This window comes from Undibacterium sp. KW1 (assembly GCF_009937955.1).
In the GTDB taxonomy this organism is placed as follows: Bacteria; Pseudomonadota; Gammaproteobacteria; order Burkholderiales; family Burkholderiaceae_D; genus Undibacterium.
This window is the reverse complement of record NZ_AP018439.1, coordinates 5,352,735-5,376,562: the sequence shown is the minus strand read 5'-3', so window position 1 is coordinate 5,376,562 and position 23,828 is coordinate 5,352,735. Positions and strand designations below refer to the sequence as shown.

The window sequence follows — 23,828 nt, the reverse complement described above, 5'->3', positions numbered from 1 at the left end:
CAAAGTGAGAGACCCAAAGCAAGATGCGCAAGGCAAAGGCGTAAAACAACAATCACAGGAGACGGAGAAGATATGGATAAAATTTGGCTGAAAAACTATCCTGCAGGTGTACCGGCAGAAATTGATATCAACCAGTATCAATCCCTGGTGCAAATGCTTGACGAGTCATTTCAGAAGTATGCTGCACGTGATGCCTATGCCTGTATGGACAAGCGTATTACCTATGGCCAACTCGATACCATGTCCAGGCAACTGGCAGGCTGGTTGCAAAGCAAGGGCCTGAAGAAAGGCGCACGCGTTGCCATCATGATGCCAAATGTATTGCAATATCCTGTTGTCATGGCAGCGGTTCTGCGTGCTGGTTATACGGTGGTTAACGTCAACCCTTTGTACACGCCGCGCGAACTTGAGCACCAGCTCAAGGACTCTGGTGCAGAAGCCATTTTCATCCTCGAAAACTTTGCCACCACGCTGGAGCAGGTACTCAGCAAAACGGCAATCAAACATATCATCGTCGCCAATATGGGCGAAATGCTGGGTGGCTTGAAAGGGACTATCGTCAACTTTGTCGTGCGCCATGTCAAAAAAATGGTACCTGCATTTTCTTTACCTAACGCCATCCGCTTCAATAAAGTGATGTCTGAGGCTGCAGGTACCAGTTTCACACCTGTGACAACTACACATGATGATGTAGCTTTCCTGCAATATACTGGTGGTACTACCGGTGTCTCGAAAGGGGCGACGCTCACGCATAAAAATGTGGTTGCCAATATCCTGCAAAATGATGCCTGGCTCTCGCCCAGTATGGCCGGTCATACTGACGAGCAGAAAGTCATTGTCTGTGCCTTGCCGCTGTACCACATCTTTGCGCTGACGGTCTGCAGCCTGCTTGGTACCCGCATCGGTGCCTTGAATTTGTTGATACCCAATCCGCGTGATATTCCTGGCTTCATCAAGGAATTGGGCAAATACAGAGTGAATATTTTCCCGGCGGTGAATACCCTGTATAACGGCTTGCTGAATAATCCAGGTTTTGCTGCACTGGATTTCTCAGGTTATGAGATATGCAGTGGCGGTGGCATGGCCGTGCAAAAAGCCGTGGCCGACAAATGGCTGGCGACCACTGGCTGCGCCATTGCCGAAGGTTATGGCCTGTCCGAGACTTCACCTGTCGCTACCGCCAATCCGGCAGATACCAAGGAATTCTCCGGCACCATAGGTATGCCTATCCCATCTACAGAAATAGCCATACTGGACGATGATGGCAATCCGGTTGCTTTGGGTGAGCGTGGTGAAATCGCCATCCGTGGCCCGCAAGTCATGGCTGGTTACTGGAACCGTCCTGAAGAAACTGCCAAGGTCATGACGGCAGATGGCTTCTTCAAAACCGGTGACGTTGGCATCATGGACGAACGCGGTTATACCAAGATCGTCGATCGCAAGAAAGACATGATCCTGGTATCCGGTTTCAACGTTTATCCCAATGAAATTGAAGAAGTCATCGTCATGCATCCGGGCGTGCTGGAGTGTGCCTGCGTTGGTGTGCCGGATGAAAACTCTGGCGAGGCCGTGAAATTGTTTGTCGTGCGCAAAGATCCAGCATTGACAGTCGATCAGCTCATGGATTATTGCAAGGAACAATTCACTGGTTACAAGAAACCGAAGTACATCGAGTTCCGTTCTGAGCTGCCTAAGACAAATGTGGGCAAGATTTTGCGTCGCGAATTGCGTGACGAGAAAAAAGCCTGAGTACCTGGCTCTTGATAATAAAAAAGGAAGGCTTAGCCTTCCTTTTTTATTGCATGCCTGAACCTGGCGGCTAGGCGACGACCACACCCGTTCTGCCATCTTCAACAACAAAACTCCTGAGCGTGGAAATACCGGAATCTGCTTTAGCCACATCATCCAGCGCCAGGAAATGTGTCTGTATCCTGGTCGGTGAAAGATCAAGCAGCATGAATCCACGTTTATCACTGCGGCCATATTTGATATGCGGGTTTTGTGCCACATATTGCTCAGTGCGCTCTTGCGGGCGTGAGCTTGAGGTGACCGAAGTGCCACAGAATTCCGTCGCCAGTATGGGGTTGCTGGCCGATGCCTTGCTATAAAAATCACGCTTCAGATTAGCTGCATAAAAGGTATGGACATCACCAGAAATCACGACAGGATTTGCAGGCTTGTGCTTTTGCAGATCATCCATCAGGCGTTGGCGGGCAAGGGGATAACCGTCCCAGCCATCGGTCCAGAATTTGCCATCACCTTCCTGATTGATGATAGTCTGGCTAGATTGCGCCATCAGTGTTTGCTGGGCCAGCATATTCCACTTCGCATTTGAACTGGCAAAGCCGCGCGCCAGCCATCTCTCCTGTTCCATGCCCAGCATGCTATGACTAGGGTCGAGTCGCTCACTGCATTCTGCATTGGTGACAGAATTCGAACCACCGCGACCAGGCTTGGGGCACACCTGGTGCGAGCGGTATTGCCTGCTGTCGAGTACATGGAAGCGCGCCAGCCTGCCCCAGTCATAACGCTCATAAATACGCATATTGACGAAGTCGGTATGGCCAGCATGCAAACGTACTGGCATATGCTCATAGAATGCCTGGTAGGCAGCAGCACGACGCAGCATGAAGTTCACGTCCAGACGTTCGTCTCTGTCATTCGCGTAATCGTTGGCGATCTCATGATCGTCCCAGGTGACTATCCATGGTGCCGCATGATGGGCAGCCTGCAATTGCGGATCGGTCTTGTACTGTGCATAACGGGCACGGTAATCTGCCAGGCTGAAACTCTCTATCTCGCGGTTGCGCGGCTTGCCAGGGTGGCGTAAGTCATAAGGCCCCCACTCATAAATATAATCTCCCAGAAATGCCACCAGATCAGGATTGCTGGCAGCAATATGCCGGTGCGCCGCATATTCACCAAACTCCCAGTGCTGGCAAGACGCCACGGCCAGCCGCAGATTGACGTTCAGTGCATCGGCAGCCGGTGCCGTATGGGTGCGGCCTACCGGGCTGACTGCATCGCCCAGCATGAAGCGGTACCAGTACCAGCGATTTGGCAGCAGGCCAGTGACATCCACATGCACGCTATGCGCGAGCTCAGGCAAGGCATGGGTTTCACCTTTGCCGGCAATGCGGTTGAATTGCTCATCTTCGGCAATTTCCCAGCGTAGCTTATAGGGAATGGCGGACAGCGCGGCTGCATTCAGTGGCTCAGGGAGGAGGCGTGTCCACAAGACTACGCTGTCCTGTCGCGGCGAGCCTGAGGCTACACCAAGGCTGAAAGGATAAACACTGCTGCGCTCGGCGGCAAAGCCGGGAAAAGCCTGGGACAGTGCAGCAAAAGTAGTGAATTGCAGGGACTGCTGTAAAAACGAACGGCGTGTTAACTTCATACCAATGCTCAGCCCACCCTGGTGATTTCTTCCAGTGGCGGAATCTGGCGTGGTTTGCGGTCGTTGCCTGTGGCGACGTAAGTCAGGGTTGCTTCCGTGACTTTGACGGTCGAAGCCTGCAAGCGGTTGCGTTCGGCATATACTTCTACTGATACTGTGATCGAAGTGTTGCCTACCTTGATGACTTCGGCATAAAACGACAACAGGTCGCCAACGAATACCGGTTGCTTGAACAGGAAAGAATTGACTGCGATGGTGGCAACGCGGCCATTGGCACGGCGTGCCGCAGGGATGGCACCGGCAATATCGACCTGTGACATGATCCAGCCGCCAAATACGTCGCCATGCACATTCGCATCAGCGGGCATGGGCATGACCCTGAGGGTAGGCATGTGGGCTGGCAAGCCGTTGGAAATTTGTTCAGTCATAATAATTTTGCAAAATAGAATGAGTAGGATGAGTAGAAGGTGGTCAGGCAAATCTTAAACCAGATTTAATGCTGACTGAGCAAAGCAAGTGGCTTGCCAGCGACTTACAGGGTGATATATTGTGAAGTTGATGACAATGTAGTAATTTCATGAGCCAGAATAGAGCAGACTGGCTGGTACGGCCGCTGATTTTGGTGGAAAAACATAAAGAACAGCCAATGGAAGTAAAACACGAAGAACTAAGACTGCTCGACGATGTGGTCTTGCGCACGGTAGCCAACCCCACAGCCAGCCATTGCTGGCATCAGATGGTCGATCTGATGCGCCGTCATGCTACACCGGCGCTGACGCTGCAACTTGAGCAATTCCTGCTGGCGAATGTCGCTGCCAGCGGCTTGCCAGGATTTTACCGCGCTACTTTCCTCGACATGCTGACCGGCAGGCCAGAATATTTGCAGCAGGCCGGGCAAATTGCCCTGAGCTTGCAGCCCTTTGATGCAGACCGCATGGTCACGTTTTTGCAATATAGCTGGCAAAGAGTTTTGCTCGATATTCCTGGTCGCCAGGCTTTTCAGCAACGCCTGCAGGAACTGGCGCTGCCTGCGATTGCCGCCAGTCTTAACTCTTGGATATGGCAGCAGGTGCAACCCGCGCAGGTGTTGAAGCTGCGTGTTATCAACGAAGTACGCAAGGTAGCCCTGATCGCACCCTTTGTCAGTAATATCAAGCATCCACCCACGCTGATGGCCTTGCAGCAGGCAGAAAACCTGCGCCAGCTAGGTTATGAAGTCGTGCTGTATTCAGCGCAAGAAATGCTTGGGCCAGACTTCATGCATTATCTCGGCAGCCGTTCCTATACACCCGAGCCACAGTTTGTCACTGCAGGCTGGGACAAATACCTGGGGCAGGGCGGGCAGGTCATGACCGGCGATACGCGCTTTTCGCTGCTGCAAAGATGGAAAAGCCTGCTGGGTTCGCTTGCCTCTTTTGACCCTGACCTGGTCATGTTTGTTGGTCTGTATGCGGGGCTGGCGGCAGCAGCTTATCCAGCCCGTCCGGTACTCAGTCTGGGCATCAACTCCCTGTCGCCAATGTCACCCGCCGATGTATGGCTGACTGCGCAACAAGACTTGCAGGGCTTACAGGCTTCGCAATGGACTACGGCTTTCCCGGCCAGCCAGGCTTACCATCACTCTTACCGTGTACAAAGGCCAGAGATCAAAGGCAATCACACACGCGCATCTTTAGGACTGGCACCAGACAAGCTGCTACTGGTCACGCTCGTCAATGAGAGCGAATCCAGGATACAGGGCGCATGGGCCAAGGCCATGCTGCAAGTGCTGGACGGGCACTCTCAGGTGCAGTGGCTCATCATTGGTGGCAACGGTGCCATGCCAACAGCCTTGCAGGCAGCAAGTACTGGGCAGGTACGCTGTTTCGCCTTTTGCGCGGACGCCGTCAAATACCTGGCCTGCAGCGATATCTATATCAACCCACCCATGATGGGTGGCGGTTTTGCCGTCGCAGAAGCGATGGCCCTGGGCTTGCCAGCGCTGAGTTTGCAGGGCTCGGACGGTGGCGATAAATTGGGTAGTGCAGCACAGGCTGACTTGCAGGAATATTTCCAGACGTTGGCGCTGTGGCTGGCTAATCCTGATGTCAGAAAAACTGCCGGGCTCGCCATGCAAAAGCATTTTGACGAATATCTGGATTTGAGCAAGGCGGCTGCCAGCTTGCAGGGTGCATGCGAGCTGGCTTTACAGCGTTTTCATCTCAGGATGGCAGCACAGACTTCTTGAATCTGGCCGGGTTGCCGACCATCAGCGCCCCGGCTTCAACATCGCTGATCACGACAGCGCCTGCACCGATGAAGGCATGTTCACCTATGCGCAGGCGCTCTATCAGGGTGGCACCTATGGCGATGGTGACACTGTGTCCTATGCGCGACAAGCCACCGACATTGCTGCCTGGCTGCACCCGTGAAAAAGCACCGATATGGGTGTCATGCCCTATGGTGACACCGCGGTTCACAAAGACATGGCGACCCAGTACGGCACCGGGACCTATCACGCTATTCGCACCAACAAATACACCAGGTGACAGTCTTGCTAATGGCGATACAAAGGCACGTGGGTGTATCAGTGTATGGAATTCCAGGCCAGCATGGCGCTGCAGTATTTCCTGTTCCAAAGCATTGCGTGTCGGTGTGGTCGGCCCCAGCAGATACAGTTCATCCGCAGCAGGGATGAAATCAGCAAGATTGATGACTTCAGGTGTCGCGCCATATTGCGTCCATCCGGCTATCCGGTCTTGCAGGGGGATGTCACGCTCGCCTGGTGTTTCTGGCAAATGCAACACAATTTTTGATACGGTGAGGCCATGGGCCAGGGCGCAATCAAACAAGTCAGACAAAATATTGCTGCTGCCAAAAATTACGAGTTTATTCTTGTTCATATTGTAGTTTTGTACTTTGTATGTGGGACATTTTCGCCACAGTATACCTGCGTGGTGGTGACGAAATGCAAATTGTACGATAGCCAGAGAGCGGTGGCCGATGAACATCTGATTTATGGCCTATAATTTTCCTTATGCAGTTTTTGCATGATGTGTTGTTCTCTCTGTCGCCTGCCAGAAGCCGGGGCGATTTTGTTGAATTGCCAATTCACGTCAGTACTAGCCGTGCCAGTTCTGATAAGCCCATTCAACCTTCATACGAGTACATCTTTAATGCGACGCCGAGAATCCGTTCGTCATCCTTCTCCCTCTGCTCCGGTCAGCAATCCTGCCCAGCGCGGCGATTGGTCCACTGTCAAAACCCTGCTGCCGTATCTGTGGGCCTACAAGTGGCGGGTTTTGCTGGCGTTGACCTTTCTGGTATCGGCCAAACTGGCCAATGTCGGTGTGCCCATGGTCTTGAAAAATCTGGTCGACAGCATGACCATCAGCCCCGCCCATCCGGCGGCTGTCATGGTCTTGCCTGTGAGCTTGTTGATTGCCTATGGTGCCCTGCGCTTATCAACAACCCTGTTCACAGAGTTGCGTGAGTTCGTGTTTGCCAAAGTCACGCAAAGGGCAGTGCGCACGATAGCCCTGCAAGTGTTTCGCCACCTGCATGCCCTGTCTTTGCGTTTTCACCTGAACCGGCAAACCGGTGGTGTCACCCGCGATATAGAGCGGGGCACGCGGGCGATTTCTTCGCTGATTTCTTATGCCCTGTTCAGTATTGTCCCTACCTTGCTGGAAATTACCCTGGTCCTGATTTACCTGAGTACCCATTACGATAAATGGTTCAGTGTGATTACCGCGACGGCACTGGTGACCTATATCGTGTTCACCATTGTTGTCACTGAATGGCGCACGCATTTTCGCCGTACCATGAATGAGCTTGATTCCAAAGCGCATACCAAGGCCATCGATTCGCTGCTCAACTATGAAACGGTGAAGTATTTTGGTAATGAAGAATACGAAGCCCAGCGTTATGACGTAGGCCTGAAAAGTTTTGAAACTGCCGCCGTCAAATCGCAAAGCAGCCTGTTCTTGCTGAACACCGGTCAATCGATGATCATCGCTACTGCTGTGACCCTGATACTGTGGCGCGCAACCCAGGGTGTCATCGATGGTACCATGAGCCTGGGTGACCTGGTACTGGTGAATGCCTTCATGATACAGCTGTATATTCCCTTGAATTTTCTCGGTGTCCTGTACCGTGAAATCAAACAAAGCCTGGCCGACATGGAAAGGCTGTTTTCCCTGCTCGACCAGAACCGCGAAGTGGCTGACGATGCTGCTGCACAAGCGCTACAGGTGCACCATAAAAATGGTGCTGAAATACGCTTCCAGCATGTGAATTTCAGTTATGAAGAAAAGCGCCAGATTTTGTTCGATGTAGATTTTACGATTGCCCCTGGTACAACCACCGCAGTGGTAGGCCATAGCGGCTCTGGTAAATCGACATTGTCGCGTTTATTGTTCCGTTTTTACGATATTCAGTCTGGCCATATTTCCATCGATGGACAGGATTTGCGCAACGTGACACAGGCCTCAGTCAGGGCGGCGATAGGCATAGTTCCGCAAGACACGGTGCTGTTCAATGACACCATAGAATACAACATCGCCTATGGCAAACCGGGGGCGAGTAAAGAAGAGATTATTGCGGTTGCCAAGGCTGCCTATATCCATGACTTTATCGAGTCGCTGCCCGACGGTTATGACAGCATGGTTGGCGAGCGTGGTTTGAAATTATCAGGCGGTGAAAAACAGCGCGTGGCGATTGCGCGCACCTTGCTGAAGAATCCGTCCATCCTGATTTTTGATGAAGCCACATCCGCACTTGATTCTCAGTCCGAGCAATTGATACAGGCACAATTGAAAGACATCGCCCGCAGCCGCACCAGCCTGGTCATCGCCCACAGATTATCGACGATTGTTGATGCGCAGCAGATACTGGTCATGGACAAAGGCCATATCATAGAGCGCGGCACCCACCATGATTTGCTGGCTCTGCACGGTGCTTATGCGCGCATGTGGGAAAGGCAGCAAAGCAAGAAAAAAGATATGGCTGAAGATGATGACGAAGCCGATGAAATTGAACTCGTGAGCGCATAAAATGGAAACCAAGTGGCTGGAAGATTTCGTATCCCTGGCAGAGACCAACAGCTTTAGCCGTTCTGCAGAATTGCGCCATGTGACGCAACCGGCTTTTTCACGCCGCATACAATCGCTGGAAGCCTGGCTGGGCAGCGATCTGATAGACCGCACGTCGTATCCGACAAGGCTGACGCATGCGGGTGAAGTTTTTTACGAGCAGGCCATTGCCATGCTGGGGCAAATCAATAATGCCCGCGCGCTGTTGCGCGGCAAGCGCACTACCACGCAAACCACAGTGGATTTTGCTGTGCCGCATACGCTATCGCTGACCTACGTGCCGCGCTGGCTGACAGGCCTGGATCAGGCCTTTGGTGAAATCAACAGCCGTTTGCTGGCGTTGAATGTGCATGATGCCGTCATGACCCTGGTAGAAGGTGGTTGTGATCTCATGCTCTGCTATCACCATCCGCGTCAGCCGCTCTTGCTTGACAGCGGTCAGTACGACATGATCAGCATGGGTACAGAGACCGTGCGCGCCTACACGCGTTGCGACAAACATGGCGTGCCTGAATTGCGTTTGCCAGGGACAGAAAAAACTCCATTACCCTTTTTGGCCTATGCCAACAATGCCTATCTGGGGCGCATGGTAGATCTGATTTTGAATGACACACGCCAGCCTTTGCATCTGGAAAAATGCTATGAAACCGATATGGCAGAAGGCCTGAAAATGATGGCGCTGGAAGGCCGTGGCGTGGCATTTCTACCAGAGTCTGCGGTGACCCGCGAAGTCAAGCAAAAGCAACTGGCACGTGCCGATGATGGCAGTGGTACCTGGGAAGTGAATATGGAAATCCGCCTGTACCGTGAACGGCCATCCATACAAAGACCGGGCAAGGCCATCGTTTCACGTTTGTGGGAATACCTGGAGCAATTGCAGACGGAAGAAAGTCAGGGAAAAAACCGGCAAGGAAAGAGCCGTCGCAGTAGTTGATATTATGCACGGATTCTGCACGGGTTTGCTAAATTGAAAACATCAAAAGAGGAGTGCGGTAGCGGGCCAGGGCATCAGGCCGAACATATCATAAGGCCACTACATGGTTATGCATTTCATGCATAGATACATGCAAACAAAGCATTGGCTGATCTCAAAGCGAAAAGACTACTATGCGTCTGCTTTCAGCGCGGGTGAAAGACCTGTCTGAAAATGCAAGATTTGCAAGTCAGTTCAAACCACATTCAAGAGGTCATATAATGTCCAGCCAGCACCAGATACCGTCTTATCTTACCCCGACTGAGACCGGTCCTTGGTCAGTTTACCTTGAGCAAATTGATCGTGTTACTCCTTACCTTGGCCATTTGTCACGCTGGGTAGAAACCCTGAAGCGCCCCAAGCGTATCCTCATCGTCGATGTGCCTATCGAACGTGATGACGGCAGCATTTCTCACTTTGAAGGCTACCGTGTACAGCACAATACCTCCCGTGGCCCAGGCAAAGGTGGTGTGCGTTTCCATCAGGATGTGACGCTGTCAGAAGTGATGGCCTTGTCTGCCTGGATGACGATCAAGAACTCGGCGGTGAACGTGCCTTACGGTGGTGCAAAAGGTGGTATCCGCGTTGATCCAAAAACCTTGTCACGTGGCGAACTGATGCGCATGACGCGTCGTTACACCTCTGAAATTGGCATCATCATTGGCCCGGACAAAGACATTCCGGCACCAGACGTGAACACCAATGAGCAAACCATGGCATGGATGATGGATACTTATTCCATGAATGAAGGCCGTACTGCTACTGGTGTCGTTACAGGCAAACCTATTTCCCTCGGTGGTAGCCTGGGCCGTCGTGAAGCGACTGGCCGTGGTGTATTCGTGGTCGGTAGCGAAGCTGCAGCCAAGCGTGGTCTGAGCATTGCTGGTGCAAAAATTGCCGTGCAGGGTTTTGGTAATGTAGGCGGTATTGCTGCTCGTTTGTTCGCAGAAGCAGGTGCCAAGATCGTGGCTGTGCAAGATCACGGTGGCACGATCTTCCATTCGAATGGTATTGATGTCAACAAACTGCTGGATCACGTGGCAGCCAAAGGCAGTGTTGCCGGTTTTGAAGGTATAGAAGCTGTTTTGCCAAATGATGAATTCTGGGCCGTGAACTGCGATATCATGATCCCGGCAGCATTGGAACAACAGATCACCCTGAAAAACGCTGACCAGATCCGCGCCAAAATCATACTCGAAGGCGCGAATGGTCCGACTACACCAGAAGCAGATGATATTTTGCGCGATAAAGGCGTGTTGGTTGTGCCAGACGTGATCGCCAATGCCGGCGGTGTAACCGTGTCTTATTTTGAATGGGTACAGGACTTCTCCAGCTATTTCTGGTCTGAAGATGAAATCAACCAGCGCCTGACCCGCATCATGAAGGAAGCTTTTAATTCTGTATGGCAAGTTACAGAAGACAAAAACGTCTCCTTGCGTACAGCAGCATTTATCATCGGTTGCTCCAGAGTGTTGCAGGCGCGTGAAGTTCGCGGCTTGTATCCATAATCTGGAATTGTAAAAAGCTATTGATCACCTATGCTGATAGCTGATCAATCATGCGAACGAGGCGTGATGCGATGTGGACTTGGCTAAAGAAAAGCCATTTTTGCGTCGCATGCGCATTTATTTCATTTCATTTCGCTTCATTTTGTTTAATGAGTCCGTTTGCTGAGTCAGGGCGTTGTAAAGAAGCTTAACGCAGGTGCTGCAGTTGAATATATCAGTGTCATCAAGGCTTAGTTTAATCCGGTTAAGGTGGTGCAAGAGTATGGAACAATAATTGCATACTTGTTTTTGAAATCTTTGCAAGAGTGAATTGTCAAAAAAACCGAATAATATTTTGTTAAATGTGAATTTTTCTGTTGAATTTTGTTGGGCTTTATCATTACCATCCTGAATTAAGTTCAAAGGGGATCATATGAAAGTTTCGAAATGGATAGTAAAGGCTGGCGTGCCCTGTGCGCTAGTCCTGTGCTCCTCGCTTTCATTAGCCGCGGATACCCTTGCACGCATCAAAGAGACGCACACGATGACTATCGCGCACCGTGAAGCGTCTTTTCCATTTTCTTATCTTGGTGATGACAAGAAGCCCATCGGCTATTCCATGGACATTTGTCTGAAACTGGTCGATGCGATAAAAAAAGAACTCAAGCTGCCCCAACTCAACGTGAATTATGTTCTGGTGACAGGCAGCACACGTATTCCTGCCATTGCTGAGGGCAAGGCTGATCTGGAATGCGGTTCAACCACCAATAATGCGGAGCGCCGTAAGCAGGTCGCCTTCACTATCCCCCATTTCTTTGCCACCGCAAAAATGATAGTCCGGACCGATTCCGGCATCAAAAACTGGACTGACCTCAAGGGTAAAAAAGTCGTGACCTCCAAGGGGACGACGACCGTCAAGCTGCTCAATGACCGTGACAAGGTCAGGGGCCTGGATTTGAAATTGCTGGAAGGTGCTGATCATAATGAGTCCTTTGGCATGGTAGAGAGCGGTGCAGCAGATGCCTTTACCGTCGATGACGTGCTCCTGTACGGGCAACGCGCCAATGCCAAAGACCCCAGCAAGTTCGTTGTGGTAGGCGATTCATTATCTACCGAGCCCTATGCCATCATGCTGCGCAAGGATGATCCTGCATTCAAGAATCTGCTGGACCGTGAAATGGCGCGCCTGATGAGTGATGGCGAAGTCACCAAATTGTATGACAAGTGGTTCCGTAAGCCTGTGCCCCCAAAAGGTGCAAACCTGAACATGCCCATGAATTTTCTGTTGCGCGACAATATCCGCTTCCCTACGGACAAGGTTGCGGATTAACAGGCTGGTTCCGTGTTTGCCAGCAGGTAGGAAGAATATTACGGTGGTGGAATTTATCTGATCTGTTAGCAGTAACGGCTGTCTAATTTTTTAGCAACATATAAGTAGTAATACGTATTAAACCGGCTGAAAAAAACGGTAATTTGCTGAGGGTTTTTGTTAAACTCAAAGCCACGATTTTTTGATTTAACTTTTTGGAGACAGTATGAAATTTTCGAAATTGTTGGTAGCTTTGGTTGGTGCTGGCCTGGTTGCTGGTGCAGCACAGGCGCAGGAAACTGGTACGCTGAAAAAAATCAAGGATACAGGCATCATCACCCTGGGCGTGCGTGATTCCTCCAACCCTTTTTCTTACCTGGACGATAAGCAGTCCTATCAGGGTTACTCCATTGACCTGTGCATGAAAATTGTGACGGCAGTGCAAAAGCAACTGGGTTTGTCTTCCCTGAACGTCAAAATGAATCCGGTGACTTCTGCTACCCGTATTCCTTTGATGGCCAATGGCACGATCGATCTGGAATGTGGTTCTACAACCAATAACGTAGAACGTCAAAAACAGGTTGCGTTTGCACCGACCACTTTTGTGACCGCTAACCGTATTCTGTCAAAAAAATCTTCTGGCGTTAAAACCCTGGCTGACCTTAAAGGCAAGGCTGTGGTATCGACTTCAGGTACTTCCAACCTGAAACAGCTGACACAGCTGAATGCAGACCAGAATCTGGGCATCAATATTTTGCCAGCCAAGGATCATGCAGAAGCTTTCCTGATGGTAGAAACTGGCCGTGCAGTCGCATGGGTCATGGATGATATCCTGCTGGCTTCACAAGTATCCAACTCAAAAAATCCAGCTGACTATGAAATCAGCAAGGAAGCACTGTCAGTTGAGCCATACGGCATCATGCTGCGTAAAGACGATGCTCCATTCAAGAAAGTAGTTGATACAGCGATAGGCAATGTACTGACTTCTGGTGATGTTAACCGCATCTACCATAAATGGTTCATGCAACCTATTCCACCTAAAGGCATCGCCTTGAACTGGCCTATGTCTGATCAGCTCAAGGCAGTGGCCGCCAAGCCTACAGATTCAGGTGAACCTTCTGCTTATGCTGCTGTTCCAGAGGCTCAAAAAGCCGTTTTGAACAAGAAAAAATAATACATAGCAAGGTAAGGTAGTCCGACAAAACGGGGGGATGCACCTCCCGTTTTCTTTTGCAAGACCATGTATGCATCATCTTGCAAAAAGCGGACTGAAAGCGCTGCACAGGAGGAGAATATGAATTACAACTGGAATTGGAATATCTTTTGGGACATTGCGCCCGATGGAACGGGAACCTATTTTGAATCCCTGATCGCTGGTCTTAAGTGGACGCTGGCGACAGCAGGTTTGGGCTGGGTGATTGCTTTGGCATTGGGCCTGGTGATAGGAACATTGCGCACAGCGCCAAACAAATGGGTAGTCAGGCTGGCAAATGCCTATGTGGAATTATTCAGGAACATTCCACTGATCGTGCAAATGTTTCTCTGGTACTTTGTCTTCCCTGAAGTCTTGCCTGAAGCATGGGGCACGGCACTTAAGCAATTGCCGAATGCACCTTTCGTCACGGCAGTACTGAGCCTGGGGTTTTTTACTTCAGCCAGGGTGGCGGTACAGGTATCAACGGGTATCAATGCCCTGCCACGTGGTCAGAAAATGGCGGGTACGGCACTGGGTCTGACACTGCCACAAACTTACCGCTTTGTGCTGTTGCCCATGGCATTTCGCATCATCATTCCTTCACTGATCAATGAAGTGGCGGCGATCATCAAAAACAGTTCGGTGGCTTTGTCCATCGGTTTGATAGAGCTGATGGCAAGTACACGTTCCATGCAAGAAATGTCTTTTAAGACTTTTGAGGCATTCAGTGCTGCCACCATCATCTATCTGATCGTGTCTGTGGTTGCGATCCTGATGTCGAATTTGTTGGAAAAGAAACTGCGCGTACCAGGTTTCATTACTTCTGGTTCAGCCAATAGTGGAGGGCACTAAACATGGGTAATTTTGATTTTGATGTCATTCAGCGTTCCTGGATGTATCTGTTCCAGACTGGCATGGTGTTTACACTGAAGCTGACCTTCCTGGCAATGACAGGCGGTATCATCATCGGCACTTTATTGGCGATGATGCGTTTGTCCAGCAACAGGCTGATCAATCTGTTTGCCTCCGGTTATGTCAACCTGATGCGCTCGATACCTCTGGTATTGGTGCTGTTCTGGTTTTATTTCCTGGTGCCCTATATTGGTGCCTGGATAATTGGTGCAAATGAGCCTGTGGCCGTGGGTGCTTTTTCTTCTTGCCTGATCACCTTTGTCATGTTTGAGGCAGCTTATTACTGCGAGATCATGCGTTCAGGCATACAGTCCATTCCGCGTGGCCAGATCTGGGCCGGTTATGCTATGGGCATGAACTACTGGCAAACCATGGGTAATATTGTCTTGCCTCAGGCATTCCGCAATATGATTCCCATCTTGTTTACGCAAACCATCGTTTTGTTCCAGGACGTGTCACTGGTATCGATCTTGTCCATTCCTGACTTTTTTGGCTCTGCAGCCAAAGTGGCGCAGCGTGATGGCCGTCTGGTGGAAATGTATTCCTTCGCAGCGGTTGTCTATTTCGTCATGTGCTTTGGCTTGTCCTCACTCGTGAAGAAGTTGCAAGCAAAAGTGGCGATCATACGTTAAGAATATTGTGGAGATTTGAAATGATTAAATTGAATAATGTCAGTAAATGGTATGGTCAGTTCCAGGTGTTGACTGACTGCACGACCGAAGTGTCCAAGGGTGAAGTTGTGGTTGTTTGCGGCCCGTCCGGTTCTGGTAAATCCACCCTGATCAAGACCGTCAATGGCCTGGAGCCTTTCCAGAAAGGCGAGATCACGGTAGAGGGTGTTTCTGTTGGCGATCCTAAAACCAATTTGTCCAAATTGCGTGCACGCATAGGCATGGTGTTCCAGAACTTTGAGTTGTTCCCGCACCTGTCTATCCGTCAGAACCTGACTATCGGCCAGGTCAAAGTGCTCGGACGTTCAGAAGAGGAAGCGACTGAGCGCGGTCTCAAATACCTCGACCGCGTCGGCCTGATTGCGCACAAAGACAAATTCCCTGGTCAGTTGTCCGGTGGTCAACAACAGCGTGTGGCGATTGCCCGCGCCTTGTCCATGGACCCGATCGCCATGCTGTTCGATGAACCAACTTCTGCGCTTGATCCTGAAATGATCAATGAAGTGCTGGATGTCATGGTAGGCCTGGCGCAAGAAGGCATGACCATGATGGTGGTTACGCATGAAATGGGCTTTGCCAAGAAAGTGGCAAACCGCATAGTCTTCATGGACAGGGGCGTGATCGTTGAAGATTGTTCAAAAGACGAATTCTTCAACAATGCTCGCTCAGACCGTGCCCGTGATTTCCTGGCAAAAATCATTCACTAATACCTAGCTAATGCCTGACTTTTAATAAATTGCATTATGGCATTTGTTTGAAATTTGCCCTCTGGCTTGATGTTTGATTTGAAAAACAGCCCTGATTTCAGGGCTGTTTTCATTTTATGGGCAGGTTCTCTGTAAAACAGTGGAAATTGTGATTTACGTCACAGGTAAAAGAGTCCTGCCGTGCTAATCTTTCATCGCTAAAAAAATGCACTGAAAAGTAGTTCTTCAATTATTTCATTTTGTATTAATAACAATTACACAGGACAAATCGCAATGGCCAACACAGCAGCAGACATCCAAAAGCTTTACATCGCCTATTTCAACCGCCCAGCAGACCCAAATGGTCTGGCTTACTGGATGGCCCAAGGCCTGACACTGAACCAAATCGCCGACAGCTTCTCCAAACAAGCAGAATACGCCACCGTATTCGCTGGTAAAACAACAGAAGACACCGTCAACACCATCTACAACAACCTGTTCGGCCACAAAGCTGACGTAGCAGGTCTCAACTACTGGACAGGTCAACTGTTGAACGGCAAAGTCACACTGGGTCAAGCCGCTCTGGCCATCCTCGGTGGTGCTACTGGTGCAGACAAAGTTGCCGTTGACTCCAAAGTTGCCGCTGCGACTTCCTTCACCACAGCCATCGACACCAACGAAGAAATCGTTGCCTACTCCCTGCCAGCCAACACAGCCCTGGCCAAGGACTGGTTGAGCAAAGTGTTGGATTCCGCCACACAAGCATCCCAGATCGCAGTTCAAGATGCAGTCCTGACATCCATCGTCAACGGTGGTGGTGTTAAAGACTTCGCACTGACCAGCAACACAGACATCGCTACAGCAGAAAACTTCACAGCTGGCCTCGTCTACACACCAAACGGTGGTTCCCGTGTCAACGCCCTGCAAGACGAAGACGTCCTGACAGGCTCCAACACATCCGCCACAGCCAACAACAAATTGACAGCCACACTGGGTAACTCCAATGACAACGGCGCGCCAATCATCACCCCAACGCTCAAAAACATCCAGACAGCGAACTTCACGTTCACTGGCTCTGCTGATGCACAAAACGTCAACAACAACGCCGTTGTTGCAGTTGACTTGCAAGATGCCACTGGCTTGAAGAATGTTGGTATCAACCGTATCGCCTCCACAGCAGGTACAAACGTTGCCCGTATCGAAAACATCAAATCCGTTCTCGACACACTGTCCCTGACCAGCACCAACGCCAACAACGCTGGCGTCGTTGAATTCTCCTTCGGCAACGGCACACTGCTCGGCGCCAATGCAGGTACACTGAACCTGTCCGACGTCCAAGTTGGTACCGTCAACATTGGTCAAAACACCTCCGGCACATCCGCCGCAGGCGTAGGCAACCAAGGTTACGAAACACTGACCATCAACAGCACAGGCAACACCAACAACATCGGCACACTCAACCTGCCAATGGACACAGGTACAGCAGGCAAAGTCATCATCACTGGCGACAAAGACCTCACACTGGCCCAAACATCCAATGTTGTTAATGGTGTAACAACCATTGAATCCACCAACTTCTCCGGTGGTATCCTCCAAGCAGCAGGCCGTCTGTCCGCCATTGATGCATCCGCATTCAAAGGCAACCTGACCCTGAACCTCGGCAATGGCATCTTCACCACTGGTAAAGCTGACACATCCGGTTCCGTTCAAAACGTCACCATCACTGGCGGTTCTGGTAACGACACATTCTACCTGGCAGACACAGTAGAAACAGGCGACAGCATCACAGGCGGCGACGGTACAGATACCCTGGTCATCGTCAACGGCGGTAACGTCACAGCCGGTGCAGCTGGTTCCTCCATCATCACCAAAGTAGAAGCAGTGCAAGTGTTGTTGAACAACGCCGCTTCCACAGTTGACTTCGCCAAACTGCCAGACGTCACAGGCGTACTGGTTCGCAACGTCTCCAACACCAACGTCGCAGCTCCTGCGAACTCCGCACCAGTCGCTGGTACAGACGTGTTCACACTCAACAACCTGAGTGTTGGTCAAGCTGCAGCCATCACCATCCGTCATAGCGACACAGGCTCCAACGCCATCGGCCAATCCACCATCAACGCCAACCTGGCGACTGCGACTGGTGCATCCGATACCGTTGCTGTCACGATCGCTGAAGGCTTGAACGTTGACCCACGTTTCAACTTCGTATTGAACACCAACGCTGTTGAAAACATCACTCTGGTCGATGCTGATACAGAATCCAACACAGTTGCTCTCGCCAACGTTGCTGCCCACACAGGCACCATCACGATCGGCACAACAGCAGGTGCTGGTTCCACAACAACCTTCCTCAACCTCGACACCACAGTTGCAGGTAACGGCGGTTTGTACCGTATCGACACAACAGGCGGCGCAGCAGCCAACATCGCTGGCGTACAAGAGTTGTCCAAAACAGCTGGCCAGATCAAACTGGTTGCCGCTAACATCGATGCATCCGCAGAAACAGCCAGCGTTATCGTTCGTGTTTCCACCAGCGGTGCAGCTAACGGCGCGCAAAACATCAAGATGGGTGCTGGTAACGACACAGTCACTTTCGATAACCTGCAAGACACACGTGCTGGCCTGACAATCTCCGACACAGTCGTAGGTGGTGCTGGTACAGACACACTCGTCATCGACGGCGACCTGACAGGTGCAGCACTGGGCGACACCATCGCTCTGGGCGCGTCTGAATGGACTAACGTTTCCGGTTTCGAAACAATCCGTCTGGTTGGTACCTCCAACAACGCCGGTGTTGACGGTGCAGGTAACTACCGTCTGACATTGACAGATGCCCTGATCGCTGCCAACAACAACGGTGGTGTTCTGGCTATCGTCAACGACAACGACACAGCCAATGATGCAGCTAACGCCGCAGACACAGCTGGTACAGCCGTTGAAAGCGCAGTCGTCATCGACGCCCGTAGCCTGAGCGCCACAAGCCGCTTCAGCTACAACGGCGAAGAAGGTGCAAGCCGCACAGCAGACCGTATCATCTTCACAGATGCCAACTTCAATGGTACACACGCCATCAACGGCGGTGCAGTGGACAACAACACCACCAACAACAGCCAGAAGAATGATGACGTCATCGAACTGCGTAATGCAACAAACGCAGCGATCGGTGACTTCAACGGTATCAGCAACATCGGTAACATCGAACTGACCAACGACACAGCAGTCACCCAAGTGTCCCAAATCCAGTTGAACGATACGATCGTTGATGCACTGGTTGACGGCTACCAGGCTGCTAACACAACAACACACGTAGAACGTCTGACTATCCGCGCACTGGACAACGTCAACGTTGCTAACGCCACTGTTGGTGTATCGATCGATGCAGGCGCATTGACAGCACAATCTGCTCTGGACGTGACTCTGGCCCGTGGCGCCAACTTCCTGAGCCTGGGTGCTGGTGCTGACCGCGTTGTCTTGCTGGGTAACTATGTTGCCGGTACATACAACACATCTGAAAACGGTGTGAACCTGAACGCACAATCCACAGCAAATGCCGTGGCACGTGTAGTGACAGACACCATCAACCTGGGTACAGGTAACGATACACTGGTTACTTACGGTGCGATCAACCTGGCTGGTGCACAATTGTCTGGTATTGAAAACATCACAGCGAACTCTGCTGTTGTGATCACTGCTTCCCAATATGCTGCATTAATCGCAGCGCGTGCGGCATTGAACCTGTCTGGTCCTGTGCTGACATTCTCTGGTAACGTACCTCATCAACTGACTATCGTTGACGATATTGGTGGTATTAATAACATCGACCTGTCCTTTATTACGGTCACAGGCGGCAGTCTGGTATTCGACGTAACGTCTTCTTCCAACGCAACTGGTGGTGGCGTGAACAACACGACGACATCGAATGCAATCGGTACATCCGGTGGCGCTACTGCGATTGCTGGTGTCATAGGTACTAATCCAGTCAATGGCGGTGGCATAGCTCTGGCGCCGATTGCCCTGACTGCAGGTGGTGTATTTAACAGTACAGCAAGCGTGAATGATAATTTCACAGGTAATGCGGCAGCGCTGGTTGGTACAACTGTCAACGGTAATGCCGGTGATACAGACATGATCACATTCACTGGTGGCGGCAGTATCGTTATCGGTGGCGGCAATACCATCACTAACATCAAGACACTGGCAATCGACAATACATCGACAGACGTGTACTTCAACGTTGCTACCGCAGGTGTTACCACTGTCAATGGCGGCACAGGCAATGACCGCGTCTACCTGGCAAACTCCGGCAACTCCATGCTGGCGGGTAATGTCAATCTGGGTGCAGGTAACAATACCTTGACCATGGAAGGCAAGACTTACAGTGGGACTTTCACTGCAGGTGCAGGGACATCCGACATCCTGAGTCTGGTCGCGTCATCCAATATTGCTGGTGCGAATATCTCTGGCTTCGAAAGCCTGGTGGTTGCCAGCAATGCTGGTATTACTTTGTCTGCAGCTCAATACAGTGCTTTCACCAGCATCACGGCGACAGGTACAAATGCCTTCACATTCTCTACAGCAGGTACTATCGCTGGTAACGCGACTGTAGAAAATTATGTACTTGCGAATGGTGCAAATACCTTCACTGGCGCGGCTGGCTTGATTTCTGTCACTGGTGGCACAGGTGTCGATACGTTCACAGTGGGCGATGCCATTATCACGGCAACTGTTGCTGCCAATGGTATTAACGGTGGTGTTGGTGCCGGTGACATCCTGAACGTAGGTGCTGTGACTGCTGCGTTGGATATGTCTGCAAAGGTAACCGGTGTTGAAACCGTGAATGTGACTGGTGGTACTAACGCCGCATGGACTGTGACTAATGAAAACGGTGCTGGTGTGACTTTGAACTTCACCAAGTCTGCTTCTACTGCAATCAATAACGTCATCCTTGGAACTGGTGGTCAGACCCTGAATGTTCTGGGTACTGGTACTGGTGCAACCACCATTACAGGCGGTACAGGTGTTGATACAATCAACCTGTCTGCAACTGCAACTGGTGCTGAAACTATCGATGCAACTACTGCTGGAACACGTTCCAACATCGGTTCTATCGATACAGTGGCAAACTTCAAAGTTGCTGGCGCTGACGTGTTCAAAACAGGCGTTAATGCAACAACATTGAACGCACTGAACATCGCTAACGCTGACGTAGCAACTCTGGCAGCAGCAATCGCTACAGCAGCAACTGGTGCTGGCGCGGCTCTGGCAGCGAACACTCAGGCTTACATCATCACTGTAGCCGCAGGTACAGCAGCTGGTACATACGCCTTCCAAAACATCGGTGGCACTACTGGTGCAGTTGATGCAACTGACTTTATCGTTAAAATCACTGGCGCAGGTTCCATCGTCGCTGGCGACTTCATCGCTTAATCAGGTTCGCAGCAAAGCAGGGGGAGTGATCCCCTGTCGCAAACTAAAAAACAAACAAGCCCGGCACTGCAAAGTGCCGGGCTTGTTTGTAACTGTAGTCAGCATTCACAGATACAATAAAATTGCTGCGTCTTTGCATGTGAGGCATCACAATCAACTCAAAGACATCTGGCAAATTCTATGTATGCATTTCTTCATTCGTTTAATTCAGCACGGCTTGCTATCTGCGTTGGCGCGTTCACAAGTTTGCTGCTGTTCGTCTCAGCAGTGTTTGGTGCGGTAAGCGTCCAGCCGCCCCACCTATAAAAAGAAGTTATAGCTGTGTAGAGTTCGGAAATGGCAGCAGCGAATCGATCTGGTTGTTAGGGCACGTCGGGAGACGTTCCAGGACGCTGGTCAGCCATTGCATCGGATCAAGGCCATTGAGCCTGGCGGTGCCCAGCAAGGTCTGGATGGCGGCAGCACGGCGGCCGGCGCGTTCTGAGCCGGCGAACAGCCAGTTCTTCTTGCCTATGGCAATCGGACGTATCGCGTTTTCGACCGCATTGTTATCAATCGGCAGCGTGCCCGAATCGATATAGCGCACCAGCGCCGGCCAGCGTTTGAGTGCGTGCTCAATGGCCTTGCCCGTGCCGCTGCCTGGTGCGACAGCTTGTTGCATCGTCTGCAGCCAGGCATGCAGTTCAACCAGTACCGGCCTGGCTTGCACTTGCCGTAGTTGCAGGCGCGCTTCGGCCGTCGCGCTCGCGGCCTGTTGCTCGATGGCGTACAGTGTTGCGATGCGGCGTAGTGCCTCGGCCGCCACCGGGCTGCCGTTGGCCGCATGTAGCTCGAAGAACCTGCGCCGCACGTGGGCCAGGCAAGCCAGTTCGGTCACGCCATCGGCGAACAGTGCCTTGTAGCCGGCATAGTCATCCACCATAAGATGGCCGCGCCATGTACCGAGGAAGGTGCGTGCGTGAGCACCGGCACGGCCGCTCTGGTAGTCAAACACGATAATGGGTGGCCCCTGGTCCAGATGGTTGGAGCGATAGGCCCACAAATAGGCGTGTTTGGTCTTGCCCTGGCCGGGATCAAGTTGGCGTACCGGGGTTTCGTCGGCATGCAGGCAAGGCCGCTGCAGCAGCAGCCCGGCTAGTCGCTCGCTTAAGGGTTGCAATACCACGCCGAGCTTACCTATCCAGCCTGCCAACGTAGAACGCGCCAGCGGCACACCCTGGCGGGCGGCGATCTGTTCCAGCCGGTACAGCGGCAAATGATCGGCAAACTTGCTGACCGCAACCCAGGCCAACAAGCCGGGAGCGGCGAGGCCACCATCGATCACCGCTGGCGGGATCGCCGCAGCGGTGACCGTGTCGCAGCCACGGCAGGCATATTGAGGACGAATATGGCGATGCACAAAGAAGCGTGCTGGTTCGACATCAAGTTGTTCGCTGACGTCTTCGCCGATCTTGACCAGGTCGCGCCCGCAGGCTGCACATTGGCAAGAGCTTGGTTCATGGCGGTACTCAATGCGCGGCAGTTCGCTGGGCAGCGGCTGGCGACCGGCACGGCTGCGCGGCTTGGCCGGACGCGGCGCTTGCAGCGCCTCCAGTTCGGCCTCCATCGCCGCCAGGTCGGCATCGCCGGCTTCGTTGAACATATCCAGTTGCTCGCCGCTGTAGGCTTCGCTGGCCTTGCCGAAACGGATGCGCCTGTGATGCGCCAGTTCCAGCGTCAGTGCCTTGATCTTGATGTCCTTGGCGTGCCCAGCGGCACTCAACGCATCCTGCTGTCTCTGCAGGACGTGTAGTTGGGCATCCTTCGCAGCGATCAACTCGTCCTTCTGGGCCAGCATGGCCTGCAACTGCGCAAGGAGCGCAGGGTCGGCGTTGGTATGGGCGAGTTGTTCGAGCAGATCCATGGCGCCATGTTAACAGATTCGCGTCGAAGTTAACAGGGACTTGCTACAGTGCCCAGGCTGCCGGAGCCGGTGCCGACAAGCGCTGCCAATCGACGCCGGCCACCAGCCACTGCCATTGCTCGGCGGTCAATTGCCAACTGAGCTCGCCAGGCTTGGGCCAGACGAATTGACCACGGTGCAGGCGGCGCACGCACATCCACACGCCGTTGCCATCCCAGCACACCACTTTGAGGCGTGTGTGGCGCCGGTTGCTGAAAACGTAGGCAGTACCGTCGCAAGGCATACGCCCCAGTGCTTGCTGGACGTAGGTTGACAGGCGGTCGATCCCGGCGCGGATGTCGACCGGCTGCACCGCCAGCCAGATGGCATCTGCCTGCCATTGCATCACAGGCCACGCAGCAGGTCGGACAGCCAGTCCGCCTTGACCTCGGGTGGCAGACGCAGTTCCCAGCCTTGCGGGCTGCGCAACATCAGCCCTGTGGGAGCAGAAGGAGCAGATGTTACTTGCACGGGTAATAGCGCAATGCCGGGATGCTGCGCTTGGGATGCTGACTTATTCTCAACAGACTGTTCGGCGATGAGTGCGCGCCGCCAATAGTCGAAGGTGGAGAACTTGAGGCCTGCATGCTCGCAAAAGGCGCGCTGACTCAGTGCACTCTGCTGCCACTGGGTGATGTGCTGTTGCCACTGCTGCCGCTTGGCTTGATCTCGTTTCATACTGCTCCTCTTTACTTGTGATGGGAGCGTGAGTCTGGATGAGGTCATCGTTCAATGCTAGATGGGGCGGCTGGACGCT

At 52.0% G+C, this 23,828-nt stretch carries 17 protein-coding genes; 11 read left to right on the top strand and 6 right to left on the bottom strand.

Annotated features, from left to right (window positions below; all coding sequences use genetic code 11):
* The first annotated feature begins 72 nt into the window (after positions 1-72).
* Entirely contained in the window at positions 73-1,749 is a 1,677-nt protein-coding gene (locus UNDKW_RS24135) for a long-chain fatty acid--CoA ligase (protein WP_162060829.1), read from the top strand.
* Positions 1,750-1,819: 70 nt separating this feature from the next.
* Here the strand turns inward: UNDKW_RS24135 and UNDKW_RS24130 are convergent, their stop codons facing one another.
* Together UNDKW_RS24130 and UNDKW_RS24125 are read right to left on the bottom strand one after the other, a co-directional pair.
* The gene (locus tag UNDKW_RS24130; protein WP_162060828.1) at positions 1,820-3,397 is read right to left on the bottom strand and encodes an alkaline phosphatase; all 1,578 of its coding nucleotides are present in this window, start codon (positions 3,395-3,397) and stop codon (positions 1,820-1,822) included.
* An 8-nt stretch (positions 3,398-3,405) separates the two neighbouring features.
* Positions 3,406-3,825, bottom strand: coding sequence for an acyl-CoA thioesterase (locus UNDKW_RS24125; protein WP_162060827.1), 420 nt, complete (start codon positions 3,823-3,825; stop codon positions 3,406-3,408).
* 149 nt (positions 3,826-3,974) lie between these two features.
* On the opposite strand from UNDKW_RS24125, the gene UNDKW_RS24120 reads away from it, so the two are divergent.
* Positions 3,975-5,624 carry a glycosyltransferase gene (locus UNDKW_RS24120; RefSeq protein WP_162060826.1) on the top strand — a complete coding sequence of 550 codons (1,650 nt, stop codon included), beginning with the start codon at positions 3,975-3,977 and terminating at the stop codon, positions 5,622-5,624.
* Here the strand turns inward: UNDKW_RS24120 and UNDKW_RS24115 are convergent.
* Positions 5,599-6,279, bottom strand: a complete 681-nt coding sequence (locus UNDKW_RS24115) for an acetyltransferase (RefSeq protein ID WP_162060825.1) — start codon at positions 6,277-6,279, stop codon at positions 5,599-5,601. The genes UNDKW_RS24120 and UNDKW_RS24115 overlap by 26 nt on opposite strands.
* A 273-nt stretch (positions 6,280-6,552) precedes the next feature.
* On the opposite strand from UNDKW_RS24115, the gene UNDKW_RS24110 reads away from it, so the two are divergent.
* The 9 genes from UNDKW_RS24110 to UNDKW_RS24070 all read left to right on the top strand — a co-directional run bounded on the left by UNDKW_RS24110 (position 6,553) and on the right by UNDKW_RS24070 (position 21,129).
* Positions 6,553-8,430, top strand: coding sequence for an ABC transporter ATP-binding protein/permease (locus UNDKW_RS24110; protein WP_162060824.1), 1,878 nt, complete (start codon positions 6,553-6,555; stop codon positions 8,428-8,430).
* Between the two features lies 1 nt (position 8,431).
* Positions 8,432-9,403 (top strand): LysR family transcriptional regulator, encoded by a 972-nt coding sequence (locus UNDKW_RS24105; RefSeq protein ID WP_162060823.1) that lies wholly within the window; start codon positions 8,432-8,434, stop codon positions 9,401-9,403.
* Between the two features lie 260 nt (positions 9,404-9,663).
* Complete coding sequence (locus UNDKW_RS24100; protein WP_162060822.1) at positions 9,664-10,950, top strand: Glu/Leu/Phe/Val dehydrogenase; 1,287 nt, start codon at positions 9,664-9,666, stop codon at positions 10,948-10,950.
* A 412-nt stretch (positions 10,951-11,362) separates the two neighbouring features.
* The gene (locus UNDKW_RS24095) at positions 11,363-12,259 is read left to right on the top strand and encodes an amino acid ABC transporter substrate-binding protein (protein WP_162060821.1); all 897 of its coding nucleotides are present in this window, start codon (positions 11,363-11,365) and stop codon (positions 12,257-12,259) included.
* Positions 12,260-12,464: 205 nt separating this feature from the next.
* Entirely contained in the window at positions 12,465-13,412 is a 948-nt protein-coding gene (locus tag UNDKW_RS24090) for a transporter substrate-binding domain-containing protein (RefSeq protein WP_162060820.1), read from the top strand.
* Between the two features lie 120 nt (positions 13,413-13,532).
* Positions 13,533-14,285, top strand: coding sequence for an amino acid ABC transporter permease (locus UNDKW_RS24085; protein WP_162060819.1), 753 nt, complete (start codon positions 13,533-13,535; stop codon positions 14,283-14,285).
* A gap of 2 nt (positions 14,286-14,287) precedes the next feature.
* A complete protein-coding gene (locus UNDKW_RS24080) occupies positions 14,288-14,977 on the top strand; it encodes an amino acid ABC transporter permease (RefSeq protein WP_162060818.1) in 690 nt (229 codons plus the stop codon).
* 20 nt (positions 14,978-14,997) lie between these two features.
* A complete protein-coding gene (locus tag UNDKW_RS24075; protein ID WP_162043369.1) occupies positions 14,998-15,723 on the top strand; it encodes an amino acid ABC transporter ATP-binding protein in 726 nt (241 codons plus the stop codon).
* A 273-nt stretch (positions 15,724-15,996) separates the two neighbouring features.
* Positions 15,997-21,129 carry a DUF4214 domain-containing protein gene (locus UNDKW_RS24070; protein WP_162060817.1) on the top strand — a complete coding sequence of 1,711 codons (5,133 nt, stop codon included), beginning with the start codon at positions 15,997-15,999 and terminating at the stop codon, positions 21,127-21,129.
* Between the two features lie 313 nt (positions 21,130-21,442).
* Here the strand turns inward: UNDKW_RS24070 and UNDKW_RS24065 are convergent, their stop codons facing one another.
* The 3 genes from UNDKW_RS24065 to UNDKW_RS24055 are packed head-to-tail and all read right to left on the bottom strand — an operon-like array spanning position 21,443 to position 23,749.
* A complete protein-coding gene (locus tag UNDKW_RS24065; protein ID WP_162059049.1) occupies positions 21,443-23,032 on the bottom strand; it encodes an IS66 family transposase in 1,590 nt (529 codons plus the stop codon).
* Between the two features lie 43 nt (positions 23,033-23,075).
* Positions 23,076-23,417: an IS66 family insertion sequence element accessory protein TnpB gene (tnpB, locus tag UNDKW_RS24060; protein ID WP_162059050.1), complete on the bottom strand. Its 342-nt coding sequence runs from the start codon at positions 23,415-23,417 to the stop codon at positions 23,076-23,078.
* Positions 23,417-23,749: a hypothetical protein gene (locus UNDKW_RS24055; RefSeq protein WP_162059051.1), complete on the bottom strand. Its 333-nt coding sequence runs from the start codon at positions 23,747-23,749 to the stop codon at positions 23,417-23,419. Before UNDKW_RS24055 ends, tnpB begins: the two co-directional genes overlap by 1 nt.
* Positions 23,750-23,828: the final 79 nt, after the last annotated feature.